This window comes from Streptomyces hydrogenans (assembly GCF_014656075.1).
In the GTDB taxonomy this organism is placed as follows: domain Bacteria; phylum Actinomycetota; class Actinomycetes; order Streptomycetales; family Streptomycetaceae; genus Streptomyces; species Streptomyces hydrogenans.
Genome location: NZ_BNBS01000017.1, coordinates 13,239 through 28,221 on the forward strand (window position 1 = coordinate 13,239; position 14,983 = coordinate 28,221).

Genomic DNA, 14,983 nt, shown 5'->3' on the forward strand with positions numbered 1-14,983 from the left:
CGAAGGGCCCCGGACCTCCACGAGGAGGTCCGGGGCCCTCGTCGTGCTCAGCCCCGCAGCAGGCCCAGCACCTTGACCCCGAGCTCCAGCGCCTCGTCCGGCGAGTCGACCGACTGCTGGAGGTCGACGAAGCAGCCGTCGGCGCCGGTGGCGCGCACCCCTTCGAGGAGCGCGGCGATCGCGTCCGCCGTGGCGCCGGGGCCGGGGTTGCAGCGGATCCGGCGGCGCAGCGCCTCCGGGTCGCGGCCCGCCCCCTCGGCGGCGCGGCGGGCGACGTCCCACAGGCCCTCGGCCGCGCCGGGCGGCAGGACGGCGCCGACCCAGCCGGTGGCGCGGCGGCCGACCCGGCGCAGGGCGGCCGGACTGAAGCCGCCCAGGTAGACGGGGGGTCCGGCGGGCTGGACGGGGCGCAGGCCCACGTGGGCGACGGGGATGGTCCAGTGGGGCCCCCGGTGGCCGAACTCCTCCTGGGTCCAGATGCCGTGGAGGACGTCGAGCAGTTCGTCGAGGAGGGCGCCGCGCTTGCGGAAGTCGGCTCCGACGGCCGTGTACTCGTCGCGCAGCCAGCCGATGCCGAGACCGACGTCGAGGCGTCCGCCGCTGACCTGGTCGAGGGAGGTGAGGGAGCGGGCGAGGAGCGCCGGCGGGTACCAGGGGCCGTTGAGGGTGCTCATGCCGAGCCGGGCGCGGGAGGTCGCGCCGGCGGCGACGGTGAGCACCGTCAGCGGGTCGAGGAAGGTCTTGTACTGGTGGGGGTAGGGGTTCTCCGGCGTGTGCCCGGGATAGAGGTCGCTCGGGGCGACCGGGGTCAGGACGCGGTCGCCGACCCAGAACGAGTCGAAGCCGGCCTCCTCGGCTTCCCGGGCGAAGCCCGCGATGCGGTCGGCGCGGGCGTGGGTGCCGTACTGGGGCAGTGCGATGCCTATCTCCATGGCGTCATCCTGGCCACCGGGCCGGCCCGCGACACGAAGGGGCCGGCCTGTGAGCCGTGACACACGGCGGGAGGGCCGCTACGCCGTCGCCGCGGCCGCCGCCCGGCCCGCGGCGCGGCCGGAGAAGACGCAGCCGCCGAGGAAGGTGCCTTCGAGGGAGCGGTAGCCGTGGATGCCGCCGCCGCCGAAGCCGGCCGCCTCGCCGGCCGCGTACAGGCCGGGGAGGGGTTCGCCGGTGTCGGTGAGGACCCGGGAGGAGAGGTCGGTCTGGAGGCCGCCGAGGGACTTGCGGGTGAGGATGTTGAGGCGGACGGCGATCAGCGGGCTGGCCTTGGGGTCCAGGATGCGGTGCGGGGCGGCGGTGCGGATGAGGCGGTCGCCGAGGTAACCGCGGGCGCCGCGGATCGCGGTGATCTGGAGGTCCTTGGTGAAGGGGTTGGCGATCTCGCGGTCGCGGGCGGTGATCTCGCGGCGGAGCGCGGCCTCGTCGACGAGGTCCTGGCCGGTGATCCGGTTCATGCCGCGGACCAGGGCGGACAGGTCGTCCTCGACGACGAAGTCGGCGCCCTTGTCCATGAACGCCTGGACGGGTCCGGGGACGTCGGCGCGGGCGCGGCCCAGGACGTCGCGGACGGACTTGCCGGTGAGGTCGGGGTTCTGCTCGGAGCCGGAGAGGGCGAACTCCTTGCCGATGATCCGCTTGTCGAGCACGAACCAGGTGTGGTCGTGGCCGGTCCGCATGATGTGTTCGAGCGTCCCGAGGGTGTCGAAGCCGGGGAAGAGCGGGACCGGGAGCCGCTTGCCGGTGGCGTCGAGCCAGAGGGACGAGGGGCCGGGCAGGATGCGGATGCCGTGCTTCGCCCAGATCGGGTTCCAGTTCTCGATGCCCTCGGTGTAGTGCCACATCCGGTCGCGGTTGACGTGCCGGGCGCCGGCCTTCTCCGCGATGCCGAGCATCAGGCCGTCGACGTGGGCGGGGACGCCGGAGAGCAGCTTCCCGGGCGGGGTGCCGAGGCGGGCGGGCCACTGGGCGCGGACCAGGTCGTGGTTGCCGCCGATGCCGCCGGTGGTGACGATCACCGCCTGCGCCCGCAGCTCGAAGGAGCCCGTCGCGGTCCTGCCGCTGGCGGTGCCGCGCTCGGCGTCGGAGGGCTCCAGGACCTCGCCGGTGACGGTGTCGAGGGCACCCGCGGTGCGGCCGAGCGCGGTGACGCGGTGGCGGAAGCGGAAGGTCACGAGGCCGCGGGCGACGCCCTCGCGGACCTTGCGCTCGAAGGGGGCGACGAGGCCGGGGCCCGTACCCCAGGTGATGTGGAAGCGCGGGACGGAGTTGCCGTGTCCGGTGGCGTCGTAGCCGCCGCGCTCGGCCCAGCCGACGACGGGGAAGAAGCGGACCCCGCGGGCGTGGAGCCAGGAGCGCTTCTCGCCGGCGGCGAAGTCGACGTACGCCTCCGCCCAGCGGCGGGCCCAGTCGTCCTCGGGGCGGTCGAAGCCGGCGGTGCCCATCCAGTCCTGGAGGGCGAGGGCGTGACTGTCCTTGACGCGCAGCCGGCGCTGCTCGGGCGAGTCGACGAGGAAGAGCCCGCCGAAGGACCAGTGGGCCTGGCCGCCCAGGGACTGTTCGGGCTCCTGGTCGAGGAGGATCACGGAGCGGCCGGCGTCGACCAGCTCGGCGGTGGCGACGAGACCGGCGAGGCCGGCCCCGATCACGATCACATCGGCGTCGTAGGACATGGACCGCATCTTGGATACACGAATGTATCGAGTCAACCGTTCGCGCTCCGCGGACCCCCTCCCGTTTTCTAATGCCGCGCATTAATATGGCCGTATGGCAAGGACGTCAGGGCCCGAGACCCGGGACAAACTGATCCGCGCGGCCGAGGAGCTCTTCGCCGCCCAGGGGGTCGACGGCGCACAGCTCCGGGACATCACCCGGCTCGCCGGGCAGGCCAACCCCTCGGCCGTGCAGTACCACTTCGGCTCCCGCGCCGGACTCCTCGACGCGGTCATGGCCGGCCGCCTGGACCGGACCGAGCGCGTGCTCGTCGCCCTGGCGCACCCGGCCGACGCGGGCGTACGCGAGCTGCTCACGGCGCTCGTCACGGCCGAGGCCGGCGAGCTGGGCACCGACCGGGGCCGGCGCTGTCTGCGGATCTCCGCGCAGCTCAGCCACGAGAGCGGCGTCCGCTCCCGCACCCCGCACCCCACGCTCGCCGGCACCGCCTACTGGACGCTGATCGAGCGCCTCGCCGACCGCCTGGCCGACGACGGGCTGCCCGAGCCGCTGCTCCTGGAGCGCCTCGACCTCGCCCTCACGGTCGTCGGCGCGGCCCTCGCCGACCGGGCCCGGCAGTACCTCGACGGGACGGAACCGCTCACCGACGAGCCGCTCTTCCTCGCCGACCTCGTCGAGACCACCACCGCGCTCCTCCGGGCCGCACCGCCCCGGACGACGCCCCTGAACCCACCCGCCCCGCCGTCCCCACGGCCCTGAACACCACGCGCCCCCGGGCCCCACGGCCCTGAGCCACGGGCACCTCCGGGCCGCACGGCCCCGAACCCAGGCGCTCCTCCCGGCCCACGGCCCCGCGGGGCGCCCCGGACCACCCCGTACCTCCGAGCCGCACAGACCCGGAGGTCCACCCCCGAACCACCCCGCACCACCCCCGAAAGGACCTCTCATGAACGACCTCACCGGCAAGACCGTCCTCATCACCGGCGGCGCCCGCGGCCTGGGCGCCGAGGCGGCCCGCCAGGCCGTCGCCGCCGGGGCGAACGTGGTCGTCACCGACGTCCTCGACGAGGAGGGCGCGGCGACCGCCGCGAGCCTCGGCGAGCGCGCCCGCTTCTTCCACCACGACGTCACCTCGGAGGAGGAGTGGGCGGCGGCCGTCGCGTACGCCGTCGCCGAGTTCGGCGGTCTGCACGGCCTGGTGAACAACGCCGGCATCTCCACCGGCGCGCTCCTGGAGACCGAGAGCGTCGAGCACTTCCGCAAGGTCCTCGACATCAACCTCACCGGCGTCTTCATCGGCATGAAGGCCGCGATCCCCGCGATGCGCGAGGCCGGCGGCGGCTCCATCGTCAACATCTCCTCCGCCGCCGGCCTGATGGGCCTCGCCCTCACCGCCGGCTACGGCGCCTCGAAGTGGGGCGTGCGCGGCCTCACCAAGATCGGCGCGGTGGAGCTGGGCACCTCGCGGATCCGCGTCAACTCGGTCCACCCGGGCATGACCTACACCCCGATGACCGCCTCGGTCGGCATCCAGCGCGGCGAGGGCATGTACCCGAACACGCCGATGGGCCGGGTCGGCGAGGCCGACGAGATCGCCGGCGCGGTCGTCTTCCTGCTCTCGGACGCCGCCTCGTACGTGACGGGCGCCGAGCTCGCCGTGGACGGCGGCTGGACCACGGGCCCGACGGTCAAGTACGTCATGGGGCAGTGAGCCCGCCCGGTCCGGCTGGTTGGATGGGCGCATGAGCGCCTCCGAGGAAGTACTGGACGTCGTCGACGAGCAGGACCGGGTGGTCGGACGGGCCCCGCGCGGTGAGGTGTACGCGCGGGGCCTGATCCATCGCTGCACCTTCGTCCGGGTCCGGGACGCCGGGGGACGGCTCTTCGTCCACCGCAGGACCCCGGTCAAACTGGTCTTCCCCTCGATGTACGACCTGTTCGTCGGCGGGGTCGTCGGCGCGGGCGAGTCCTACGACGACGCGGCGCTGCGCGAGGCCGAGGAGGAGCTGGGCGTCTCCGGGCTGCCCCGCCCCGAGTTCCTCTTCAAGTTCCTGTACGACTCCGGCGGCGTGGCCGGGAAGTGGTGGTCGTCCGTGTACGAGGTCCGCTGCGAGCTGCCGGTACGGCCGCAGGCGGAGGAGGTCGCCTGGCACGCCTTCCTGACCGAGGACGAACTGCGCGAGCGGCTGCCCGGCGCCCCCGGCGCCTGGGACTGGGTGCCGGACGGACTCGCGGCGTACGAACGGCTGGAGGCGGAGCGGGGGCGGTAGCGCCGCCGGCGGGACACACCCGCGGGCGGTCGGACCCGGGGTGGGCCGTCGGGGGTGGCGGGGGCGGGCCGTTAGGGTGCCGGAGTGAGCCGATTCGTACAGAGCCTGCGGCTGTGGTTCGCGCCGCAGCGGATCCGGGACGAGGGCGAGACCCCCGACTACCGCTTCTCCCTCGCCAACGAGCGGACCTTCCTCGCCTGGATCCGGACCGCGCTCGCGCTCATCGGCGGCGGTTTCGCCGTCGACCAGTTCCTGCCGGACCTGCGCTGGGCGGTCCGGGTCGGACTGGCGCTCGCGCTGCTCGCCGCGGGCGTGCTGTGCGCGCTGCGCGCGGTGAACCACTGGATCCGCTGCGAACGGGCCATGCGCCGCGGCGAGGACCTCCCCGTCTCCCGCTTCCCCGCCGTGCTGAGCCTCACCGTGGCCGTCGTCGCGGTCGCGATGGTGGTGCTCGTGCTCTTCGGCCGGGCCGGGTAGTGGGCGGTACGGCCCCTGGGGACGAGGTCCGCGATCCCGGGCTCCAGCCGGAGCGGACGCGGCTCGCGTGGCGGCGGACGACGCTGTCGTGCACGGTCGTGGCGGTGCTCGGGATCAAGCTGGCCCTCGTGGACGACACGACCGCCGCCGGGCTGGCCGGGCTCGCCCTCTCCGCGCTGCTGTGGATCGGCTTCCTGGCCGTCGCCCACCGGCGGATCCGCGCCCTGGACGCCGCCCGGCCGCGGGTCCTCTCGACGCGGGGCGCGCTGCTGGCCGCGGGGTGCACGGTCGCCCTGGCGGTGTGCGGGGCGGCGCTGATCTGGTGAGCGCGGGGCCGGGGGGGGCGAGGGGTGCGGGCCTCGGGGGGCACGGGCCCGAAGCCCGTGCCCCTGGTCGTGGGCCCCGGCGCGGAGGCCCGCATCGGACCCGGCGGCCTCAACGGCCCGGCGGCCCCGGGCGCTACGGCGGCTACGGCGGCTACGGGACCGTGACGACGACCTTGCCCTGGAGGCCGCCCTCCGCGTTGGCGCGCTGCGCGTCCGCGGCACGCTCCAGCGGGAAGGTCTTCGCCACCCGGACGTCCAGGATCCCCTCGTCCGCGAGGTCCGCGAGGGCGGCCAGGTCGGCGGCGTCCGGACGGACCCAGAAGTAGCGGCCGCCGAGGGCCAGGACCTCGCCGTCGGCGACGGAGGCGAGCCGGCCGCCCGGTGCCAGCAGTTTGGCCGCGTGCGGGAGGAAGGGGCCGCCGAGGGTGTCCAGGACCGCGTCCACGCCCTGCGGGGCGAGCTCCCGGACCTCGCGGGTGAAGGTCTGCTCGTCGAAGAGGACCGGTTCGGCGCCGAGCGCCGTGACCCGCTCCCGGCCGGACTCGCGGACGGCGCCCAGGACCCGGCAGCCGAGGTGCCGGGCGATCTGGACGGCCATCGAGCCGACCCCGCCGGCCGCGGCGAGCACCAGGACCGTCTCCCCCTCCCGCACCGAGAGCGCGGTGCGCAGGGCCTGGTAGGCGGTGAGCCCGGCCAGGGGCAGCGCGGCGGCCTCCTCGAAGGAGAGGTTCCGGGGCTTGCGGGCGAGGGTGCGGACGGGGGCGGCGACGTACTCGGCGAAGGTGCCGTGGGCGAGGAAGTCCTCCCGGACGTACCCCATGACCTCGTCGCCCTCCGCCCACTCGGTGACGGAGACGCCGGGCCGGACGACGACGCCGGAGACGTCCCAGCCGGGGACGACGGGGAAGACGGCGTCGATCATCCCGTCCAGGTAGCCGGCCTGGGCCTTCCAGTCGACCGGGTTGACCGCCGCGGCCCGCACCCTGACCAGGACCTCGTCGGGCCCCACCTTCGGGTCGGGCAGCTCGCCGTACTCCAGGACCTCGGGGCCGCCGTAGCGGCGGTAGCTGATCGCCTTCATGGCTCCGACCCTCGGCGGGGGCCGGGCCCCGCGCAAGCCGGACGGGGCGGCCGGGGGGCGGACATGGCCGGGTTCCCCGCCCGGCGAGGGCGGGCGGGCTGCCCACGGCGGGAGCGGGCGGGGCTGCCCACGGCGTCCGGTCCTCGGGAACGGGCCCGCGGGCGGGTCCGCTGGTGGCAGGCTTCCCCCTGATTCGCCGATCTTCGGTCGATTCCTCTGTCGATCCGTCCTCCCGGGGGAGCCCTGTGCCTGCCACCGACCCGTACGTGGTCACGCTCGCGCCGCACGTCCACGCCTACGTCCAGCCCGACGGCGGCTGGTGTCTGAACAACGCCGGTTTCCTCGGCGACGCGAGCGAGTCGCTGCTCGTCGACACCACCGCCACCGAGCGGCGGGCCCTGCTGCTGCGGGAGGCGGTGCTCGCCGCCGGGCTGCCGCTGCCGCGCACCGTCGTGAACACCCATCACCACGGCGACCACACCTACGGCAACGGGGTGTTCCGGCCGGAGGCGCGGATCGTCGGGCACGAGAACTGCCGGTCCGAACAGCTCGACGCCGGACACCAGCTGCACCTGCTGTGGCCGCAGACCGACTTCGGGCGGGTCGAGATCACGCCGCCCGACCTCACCTACCGCGACCGGATGACGGTGTACGCGGGCGGGACCGAGGTGCGGCTGCTGCATCCGGGTCCCGCGCACACCACCGGCGACTCGATCGTGCACCTGCCGGAGCACGGCGTGGTCTTCACCGGGGACCTGGTCTTCCAGGGCGGGACGCCGTTCCTGCCGATGGGCTCGCTGTCCGGCTCGCTGCGCGCGCTCGACCTGCTGCGGTCGCTGGACGCGGAGCGGGTGGTGCCGGGGCACGGGCCGGTGACGGACCCGGGCGCCTTCGACGCCACCGAGCGCTATCTGCGGTGGGTGGCGGAGCTGGCCGCCGAGGGGCACGCGAAGGGCGAGTCGCCGCTGGAGACCGCCCGCCGGGCGGAGCCGGGCGAGTTCGGCACGTGGCGGGAGAGCGAGCGGCTGGTGGCGAACCTGCACCGCGCCTACGCCGAGCTGGACGGCCTCCCGGAGGGCCACCCGCTCGACCCGATGGCGGTCTTCGGCGACATGGCGGCGATGAACGGCGGCGTGCCGGTGGCCTGCCACGCGTGACGGAGCCCGCCGGAGCCCTGGCGTGAGCGGCGGGACCGTGGTGCGAACGGCGGAACCGTGGTGTGACGTCGGGCCCGTTGTGTGACGGCGGGCCCGTGGCACGACCGGCGGAACCGTGGTGTGCGCACCGCGCGGAGGCCCGAGGGACCTGGGGTGGCCCCCGGGTCCCTCCGGTGTTTCGGGGAGCCCTCTGGACGACATACCGACTGGTCGGTCATCATGAACGCCGACCGACCGACCCACCGGAGGTACGCCCGATGAGCCACGCCGCCCCGCCGCCCGGCCTCGACCCCGAGCGCCTGCGCCACCACCTGGACCGCGAGCGGCCGGGGCTGGTCGCCGGACCCCTCGAAGCCCGGCTGATCGAGGGCGGCCGCTCCAACCTCACATACGTCGTCACCGACGGCACCGGCCGCTGGGTGGTGCGCCGCCCGCCGCTCGGGCACGTGCTGGCCACCGCGCACGACATGAAGCGCGAGCACCGGGTGATCAGCGCCCTCGGCCCCACCTCCGTACCGGTGCCGGGGACGGTGCTGCTGTGCGAGGACGAGGAGGTGCTCGGCGCGCCCTTCTACGTCATGGAGTTCGTCGAGGGGACCCCGTACCGCTCCGCCTCCCAGCTCGCCGCGCTCGGCCCGGAGCGCACCCACGCCGCCGTGCTCGGCCTCGTCGACACCCTGGTCGAGCTGCACGCGGTCGAGCCGGAGGCCGTGGGACTCGGCGACTTCGGCCGGCCGGAGGGCTTCCTCGACCGGCAGCTGCGCCGCTGGGGCAAGCAGCTCGCCGCCTCCCGGGGCCGCGAGCTGCCCGGCATCGAGGAGCTGCACGCCGCCCTCGGCCGGGCGCTGCCCGACTCCCCCGCGCCGACCGTGGTGCACGGCGACTACCGGCTCGACAACGCCCTCGTCGGGGCGGACGACCGGATCAACGCCGTCCTCGACTGGGAGATGTCCACGCTCGGCGACCCGCTGACCGACCTGGGCCTTCTCGTCATGTACAGCACCCCGCTCGACCTGCCCGGCTCGCCGATCTCGACGACCGCCACCGCCGCGGGCCACCCCTCCGCGGCCGAGCTGGTCGAGCGCTACGCCGCCCGCTCCGGCCGGGACGTCTCCGCCCTCTCCTGGTACACGGCCTTCGCGTGGTTCAAGCTCGCCGTGATCCTGGAGGGCATCCACTACCGCTACACCCTCGGGCAGACCGTCGGCGCCGGCTTCGACCGGATCGGCGAGCTCGTCCCCGTCTTCATCGAGCACGGCCTGACCACCCTTCAGGAGGGCTGAACCGCCATGGACTTCTCCTACGACACCCGCACCGAGGAGCTGCGCGCCCGGCTGCTCGCCTTCATGGACGAGCACGTGTACCCGGCCGAGGCCGTCGCCGAGGAGCAGCGCGCCGCGCTCGCCTCGCCGTGGGACGAGCCGCCGGTGGTGGCGGAGCTGAAGGCCGAGGCCAAGCGGCAGGGCCTGTGGAACCTCTTCCTCCCGGACGAGGAGTACGGGGCCGGGCTGACCAACCTCCAGTACGCCCCGCTCGCCGAGATCACCGGCCGCAGCCCGCAGCTCGCGCCCACCGCCCTCAACTGCGCGGCCCCCGACACCGGGAACATGGAGCTGCTGGCCCAGTTCGCCGACGAGGACCAGAAGAAGCGGTGGCTGGAGCCGCTGCTCGCGGGCGAGATCCGCTCCGCCTTCGCGATGACCGAGCCCGAGGTGGCCTCCTCCGACGCGACCAACATCGAGACCCGGATCCGGCGGGACGGGGACGCGTACGTGATCGACGGGCGCAAGTGGTACATCTCCGGGGCGATGAACCCCGACTGCCAGGTCTTCATCGTGATGGGCAAGACCGATCCGGACGGCGCCGACCCGCGGCGCCAGCAGTCGATGATCCTCGTGCCCCGCGACACCCCGGGCGTCGAGGTGCGCCGCGCGATGCGGGTGTACGGCTACGAGGACCACTACCACGGAGGCCACGCCGAGGTGGTCTTCGACGGGGTCCGGGTCCCGGCGGCGAACCTGATCGGCGAGGAGGGCGGCGGCTTCGCCATCGCCCAGGCCCGGCTCGGCCCCGGCCGGATCCACCACTGCATGCGGCTGATCGGCATGGCCGAGCGGGCGGTGGAGCTGATGTGCCGGCGGGCCGTGTCCCGTACCGCCTTCGGCAAGTCCCTCGCCCAGCAGGGCGTGGTGCAGAACTGGATCGCGGACGCGCGGGTGACGATCGAGCAGCTGCGGCTGCTCGTCCTCAAGACGGCCTGGCTGATGGACACCGTCGGCAACAAGGGCGCCCACACCGAGATCCAGGCCATCAAGATCGCCACCCCGCGCGCGGTGGTGGACATCATCGACAAGGCGGTGCAGGCGCACGGCGCCGGCGGCGTCTCGCAGGACTTCCCGCTCGCCGAGCTGTGGGCGGCGGCGCGGACCCTGCGGCTCGCGGACGGCCCCGACGAGGTGCACCAGCGGTCACTGGCCCGCCGCGAGCTGAAGAAGTACCTGTAGGGCCCAGTGATCCGGGTCGGAGATTCGTCGGCAGTAGGCGGCGAATCTCCGACCCGGATCGCTGGTACCGCATCGGTCTTACGGGCGCAGCGCCCGCAGCAGGAGGTCGGCCAGGTGGTCGGCGACCTGCTGCGGGGTCAGCGGGCCGTCCGGGCGGTACCACGTCGACAGGTGGTGCACGGAGCCGAAGTGGTAGTCCACGACGAGGTCGGCGGGTGTGGCGGAGGAGAAGACGCCCGCCCGCTGGCCCTCCTCCACGAGGGCGCGGAAGCGCTCGTGGTAGCGGCGGCGCTCGGAGCGGACCTGCTTGTTCTTCTCCGGGCTCAGGTGGTGCATGGAGCGGAAGAAGATCGAGGCGTCGTCGAGGTTCTCGATGGTGGTGACCACGACGTCGGCGGCGGCGGAGCGCAGCCGCTCGTCGACCGGCGCGTCGGAGTCCGCGAAGTCGTCGAGCCGCTCCTGCTGGAGGCGGAGCACGCGCGCGTACACCTCCTGGAGGAGGTCCTCCTTGGAGCCGAAGTAGTGGTAGAGCGCGCCCTTGGTCACGCCCGCGGCCTCGACGATCTCCTGGACCGAGGTCCGGTCGTAGCCCTGTTCGGCGAAGAGCCGGGTGGCGGCGGCGAGGAGCCTCTGGGGGACGGGTGTCCCGTCCCCGTCCGTCGTCCTGGCCATGCTCCGCCGCCTTCCGCTCCGCTGCCCCGTCCCTGGCGTTCGGGGCCTGTCGTCGGTAGATCTTCCCATCCGCCGCCGGGTGCGCTACCGCGCGCCCGCCTCCCAGTGCCGCTGGAGCTTGTTCATGCCGCCGATCCAGCGCTCGGGGTCGTCCGCGCGGTTGCGGTAGAAGTCGGCGACCTCGGGGTGCGGGAGGACCAGGAAGCGGTCCTCGGCGATGGCGTCGAGGAGGGCGTCGGCGACGGCGTCGGGCTCGATCGCGGTGGGGACGAGCACCAGGTCGCCGGCCGAGCCGGTGGCGTCGAGCATGTCGGTGCGGACGCCCTGCGGACAGATCGAGTGCACCTTGAGGCCGCGGTGGCGGTAGGTGAGGGAGAGCCACTCGGCGAAGGCGTGGGCGCCGTGCTTGGAGACGCTGTACGGCGCCGCGCCGATCATGGTGAGCAGGCCGGCGGCGGAGACGGTGGAGACGAAGCGGCCGGTGCCGCGCTCCAGCCAGTCGGGGAGCAGGGCGCGGGCCGCGCGGACGTGGGCCATGACGTTGACGTCCCAGGCGGCGGCCCAGACGGCCTCGTCGGCGAAGGCGTCGCCGGCGGAGGCGAGTCCGGCGTTGGCGCACCAGATGTCGACGGTGCCGCCGAGGGCCTCGCGGGCCTCGTCGACGATCGCGGAGGCGTCGCCGGGGACGGCGAGGGCGCCGATCTCGTCGGCGACGGCCTCGGTGCGGACCGGGTCGAGGTCGTTGACGACGACGCGGGCGCCCTCGGCGGCGAAGCGCCGGGCGAGGGCGGCGCCGATGCCGCCGCCCGCTCCGGTGACGACGACGGCGGCGCCCCGGACCTCGTGCGTGCCCGCGTTCATGGACCCCTCCAGGTGGTTCGGCTCACGTTCCGGCGACTCGGGCAGACTAACCGGTCGGTATGGAGAGGGGGAAGGGTGTGGAGGGTTCCGCCGTCCGCTTCCGCACGCCTCGTTCCCCCGGGCCGTCAGGAGCGCTAGCCTGCGTGCCCATGTCACGCATGAGGCGGATGAAGCTGTCGCGTCGGAACCTGCTGGCGGCCGGAGGGGCGCTGACCGCCGGAGGGGCGCTCGCCGCGACCGGCACCCCGGCCGCGGCGAGCCCCGGGCGGGCGCACGCGCGCGTGCGGACCGGTTTCGAACGGCTGGCGGCCGACGGGTACGCCCTCCTGGCCGGCGAGCGGGTCGGCGTGGTCACCAATCCGACCGGGATCACCCCCGACGCCCGCCACCTGGTGGACGTCATGCACGCCGACGAACGGGTCGGCCTGGTGGCGGTCTTCGGTCCCGAGCACGGCTTCCGGGGCACCGCGCAGGCGGGCGGCTCGGAGGGCCGGTACGACGACCCGGCGACCGGACTGCCGGTGTACGACACGTACCTGAAGAGCGGCCAGGCGCTGGCGGACGTCTTCACCGCCTCCGGCGTCGACACCGTCGTCTTCGACATCCAGGACGCCGGCGCCCGCTTCTACACCTACATCTGGACGCTCTACGACTGCATGGTGGCGGCGGAGCTGGCCGGGAAGCGCTTCGTGGTCCTGGACCGGCCGAACCCGGTGAGCGGCCGGGCGGCCCTCGGGCCCGTCCTGGACCGGGCCTTCGCCACCTTCGTCGGCCGCGAGCCGATCGCGCAGGCGCACGGCATGACGGTGGCGGAGCTGGCGCTGCTCTTCAACGCCGAGTTCCTGGCCCGGCCGGTGGAGCTGGAGACGGTGCGGATGACGGGCTGGCGGCGCGCGGACTTCTTCGACTCCACGGGGCTGCCGTGGGTGCCGCCGAGCCCGAACATGCCGACCCCGGAGACCGCGCTGGTCTACTCCGGCACCTGCCTCTTCGAGGGCACCAACCTCTCCGAGGGCCGGGGCACCACCCGCCCCTTCGAACTCCTCGGCGCGGAGGGCGTCGACCGCCGGTGGTCGGAGGCGGCGAACGCCCTCGGTCTGCCCGGAGTCCGCTTCCGCGAGGCGTACTTCGCCCCGACCTTCTCCAAGTTCCAGGGCCGCACGGTCGGCGGCGTCCAGCTCCACGTCCACGACCGCGAGACCTTCGACCCGGTGCGCACCGGGATCGGCCTGCTGGTGACCGCCCGCAGCTCCTGGTCCGGCTTCGCCTGGCGGCCGGACAACTGGATCGACAAGCTGACCGGTTCCACCCGCGTCCGCACCCTCGTCGACGCGGGGGCGGACACCGACGAGGTCGTCGGCGCCTGGGAGACGGACCTGGCGGCGTTCCGCGCGGTGCGGCGCGAACACCTGCTGTACCGCTGACGCCCGGGCCCCGCGCCGGCCCCGCCCCGGCGGCCGGCGGGGGGCCCGGATCGTCCGCCGGGTCGCGAGGACGGCTGAATCGTCCCTCGTGGCCCGGGGACGACCGGATCGTCCGCCAGGGTACGGGGAAGGCCGGATCGTCCGCCGGGGTCCGAGGACCGCCGGATCGTCCGCCGAGGTCTGAGGATGGCCGGATTCGGGCATGCTGCCCGGGGGTTGCGGGACACGGACCCCTGGGCGCTTCCTCGACGCGGAGGGCGGGCGGGTCGTGAGCGGGATGAGTGTGGATCCGTACCGGGAGATCGTCCTCGACAAGGACGGGGACGGTCCGGCGGGACAGGCGGCCGAGCTGGTCGCGCTGGCGCGGCGGGGGGTGACGGATCTGGTGGTCTTCGCGCACGGGTGGAACAACTCGCCGTCCGGCGCGACCCTGCTGTACTCGGACTTCTTCGCGCCGTTCCCGGGGCTGCTGGCGCCGGGCGTGGAGGCGGGGTACGCGGGGGTGGTCTGGCCCTCGATGATGTTCGCGGACGAACCGGTGCCGGACTTCCGGGCTCTGGTGACGACGCTGCCGGAGAAGGAGCGGACGATCGTCCGGCTCACCGAGCTGCTGGCCCTCGCGCCGCCCGAGGAGGCGGCGTTCGCGGAGTTCGGGGCGCTGCTGCGGGAACTGGCGGACGGCGGCGAGGGGTTCGCCGCCGCGGCCGGCGGGCTGCCGGAGTTCCTGGTGGCGGATCCCCTGGAGACCTGCGCGCTGTTCACGGCCGCCCTCGACGGGACCACCCCGGAGGCGGCGTTCGGCGGCGGGCTCGGGCGGCTGTGGAAGGGCGGGCGGGAGGCCCTGCGGCAGGCCGCGTACTACGTGATGAAGCGGCGGGCGGGGCACGTCGGCGAGCGGGGGCTGGCGCCGCTGCTCGCGGAGGTGGCGCGGGCCGCGCCGGGGCTGCGGGTGCACCTGGTGGGGCACAGCATGGGCGCCCGGCTGGTGGCGTACGCGCTGCGCGGGCTGCCGGGGGCGCTGCGGCCGGTCCGCTCGATGACGCTGCTCCAGGGGGCCTTCTCGCACTACGCGTTCGCGGCCCGGCTGCCGCACGACCCGGACCGCTCGGGGGCGCTGCGGGACATGCAGCTGCGGGTGCGGGGGCCGGTGGTGGCCTGTCACTCGCGGCACGACACCGCGCTCGGGGTCATGTACCCGCTGGCCTCCCGGACGGCCGGCGACTCGGCGTCCCTGGCGGAGCCGCTGGGGCGGCTGGTGGCGCGCGACCCGCGGTGGGGGGCGATCGGCTGGGACGGCGTGCAGGGCGTGCCGGGGGCGGCGCGGCGGACGCTGGCGACGGTGCTGCGGGACGGGGTTCCGGCCTCGGGCTGCGTGAGCGTCGACGCGGCCGAGGCGGTGCGCTCGCACAGCGACGTACGGCGGCCCGAGCTGGCCCGGGTGGTGGTCTCGGCGGCCCGGATCGGGCGGCGCTGACCCGCCTCCGGGGTGGCGAGTTCCCGCCAGGAACGGGGCCGTTCCCGGTCCGCGAGGAACGCGGCGGCGC

At 74.7% G+C, this 14,983-nt stretch carries 15 protein-coding genes; 10 read left to right on the forward strand and 5 right to left on the reverse strand.

Annotated features, from left to right (window positions below; genetic code table 11):
- Positions 1–47: 47 nt before the first annotated feature.
- Entirely contained in the window at positions 48–932 is an 885-nt protein-coding gene (locus IE321_RS10050) for a TIGR03619 family F420-dependent LLM class oxidoreductase (protein WP_190222549.1), read from the reverse strand.
- A gap of 78 nt (positions 933–1,010) precedes the next feature.
- Positions 1,011–2,666 (reverse strand): FAD-binding dehydrogenase, encoded by a 1,656-nt coding sequence (locus IE321_RS10055; protein ID WP_190222550.1) that lies wholly within the window; start codon positions 2,664–2,666, stop codon positions 1,011–1,013.
- A gap of 94 nt (positions 2,667–2,760) precedes the next feature.
- On the opposite strand from IE321_RS10055, the gene IE321_RS10060 reads away from it, so the two are divergent.
- The 5 genes from IE321_RS10060 (at position 2,761) to IE321_RS10080 (ending at position 5,740) form a co-directional block, all read left to right on the forward strand.
- The gene (locus tag IE321_RS10060) at positions 2,761–3,426 is read left to right on the forward strand and encodes a TetR/AcrR family transcriptional regulator (protein ID WP_190222551.1); all 666 of its coding nucleotides are present in this window, start codon (positions 2,761–2,763) and stop codon (positions 3,424–3,426) included.
- A 187-nt stretch (positions 3,427–3,613) separates the two neighbouring features.
- On the forward strand, positions 3,614–4,378 hold the full coding sequence (locus tag IE321_RS10065) for a glucose 1-dehydrogenase (RefSeq protein ID WP_190222552.1): 765 nt from the start codon (positions 3,614–3,616) through the stop codon (positions 4,376–4,378).
- Positions 4,379–4,409: 31 nt separating this feature from the next.
- Positions 4,410–4,937 carry an NUDIX hydrolase gene (locus tag IE321_RS10070; RefSeq protein WP_190222553.1) on the forward strand — a complete coding sequence of 176 codons (528 nt, stop codon included), beginning with the start codon at positions 4,410–4,412 and terminating at the stop codon, positions 4,935–4,937.
- 84 nt (positions 4,938–5,021) lie between these two features.
- Complete coding sequence (locus tag IE321_RS10075) at positions 5,022–5,414, forward strand: YidH family protein (protein WP_043223890.1); 393 nt, start codon at positions 5,022–5,024, stop codon at positions 5,412–5,414.
- Complete coding sequence (locus tag IE321_RS10080; protein WP_043223889.1) at positions 5,414–5,740, forward strand: DUF202 domain-containing protein; 327 nt, start codon at positions 5,414–5,416, stop codon at positions 5,738–5,740. Before IE321_RS10075 ends, IE321_RS10080 begins: the two co-directional genes overlap by 1 nt.
- Before the next feature lie 151 nt (positions 5,741–5,891).
- Here the strand turns inward: IE321_RS10080 and IE321_RS10085 are convergent, their stop codons facing one another.
- Positions 5,892–6,821 carry an NADP-dependent oxidoreductase gene (locus IE321_RS10085; RefSeq protein ID WP_190222554.1) on the reverse strand — a complete coding sequence of 310 codons (930 nt, stop codon included), beginning with the start codon at positions 6,819–6,821 and terminating at the stop codon, positions 5,892–5,894.
- 245 nt (positions 6,822–7,066) lie between these two features.
- Here IE321_RS10085 and IE321_RS10090 point away from each other — a divergent pair, with 245 nt between their 5' ends.
- The 3 genes from IE321_RS10090 (at position 7,067) to IE321_RS10100 (ending at position 10,482) form a co-directional block, all read left to right on the forward strand.
- Positions 7,067–7,978 carry an MBL fold metallo-hydrolase gene (locus tag IE321_RS10090; RefSeq protein WP_190222555.1) on the forward strand — a complete coding sequence of 304 codons (912 nt, stop codon included), beginning with the start codon at positions 7,067–7,069 and terminating at the stop codon, positions 7,976–7,978.
- A gap of 257 nt (positions 7,979–8,235) precedes the next feature.
- Positions 8,236–9,261 (forward strand): phosphotransferase family protein, encoded by a 1,026-nt coding sequence (locus IE321_RS10095; protein ID WP_043223886.1) that lies wholly within the window; start codon positions 8,236–8,238, stop codon positions 9,259–9,261.
- Between the two features lie 6 nt (positions 9,262–9,267).
- On the forward strand, positions 9,268–10,482 hold the full coding sequence (locus tag IE321_RS10100) for an acyl-CoA dehydrogenase family protein (RefSeq protein WP_043223885.1): 1,215 nt from the start codon (positions 9,268–9,270) through the stop codon (positions 10,480–10,482).
- 78 nt (positions 10,483–10,560) lie between these two features.
- Here the strand turns inward: IE321_RS10100 and IE321_RS10105 are convergent, their stop codons facing one another.
- Complete coding sequence (locus tag IE321_RS10105; protein ID WP_043223884.1) at positions 10,561–11,154, reverse strand: TetR/AcrR family transcriptional regulator; 594 nt, start codon at positions 11,152–11,154, stop codon at positions 10,561–10,563.
- An 84-nt stretch (positions 11,155–11,238) separates the two neighbouring features.
- The gene (locus tag IE321_RS10110) at positions 11,239–12,015 is read right to left on the reverse strand and encodes an SDR family oxidoreductase (protein WP_043223883.1); all 777 of its coding nucleotides are present in this window, start codon (positions 12,013–12,015) and stop codon (positions 11,239–11,241) included.
- A 167-nt stretch (positions 12,016–12,182) separates the two neighbouring features.
- Here IE321_RS10110 and IE321_RS10115 point away from each other — a divergent pair, with 167 nt between their 5' ends.
- Positions 12,183–13,439 carry an exo-beta-N-acetylmuramidase NamZ family protein gene (locus IE321_RS10115; protein WP_190222590.1) on the forward strand — a complete coding sequence of 419 codons (1,257 nt, stop codon included), beginning with the start codon at positions 12,183–12,185 and terminating at the stop codon, positions 13,437–13,439.
- A 277-nt stretch (positions 13,440–13,716) separates the two neighbouring features.
- Complete coding sequence (locus IE321_RS10120; protein WP_190222591.1) at positions 13,717–14,913, forward strand: alpha/beta hydrolase family protein; 1,197 nt, start codon at positions 13,717–13,719, stop codon at positions 14,911–14,913.
- Positions 14,914–14,983 lie beyond the last annotated feature (70 nt).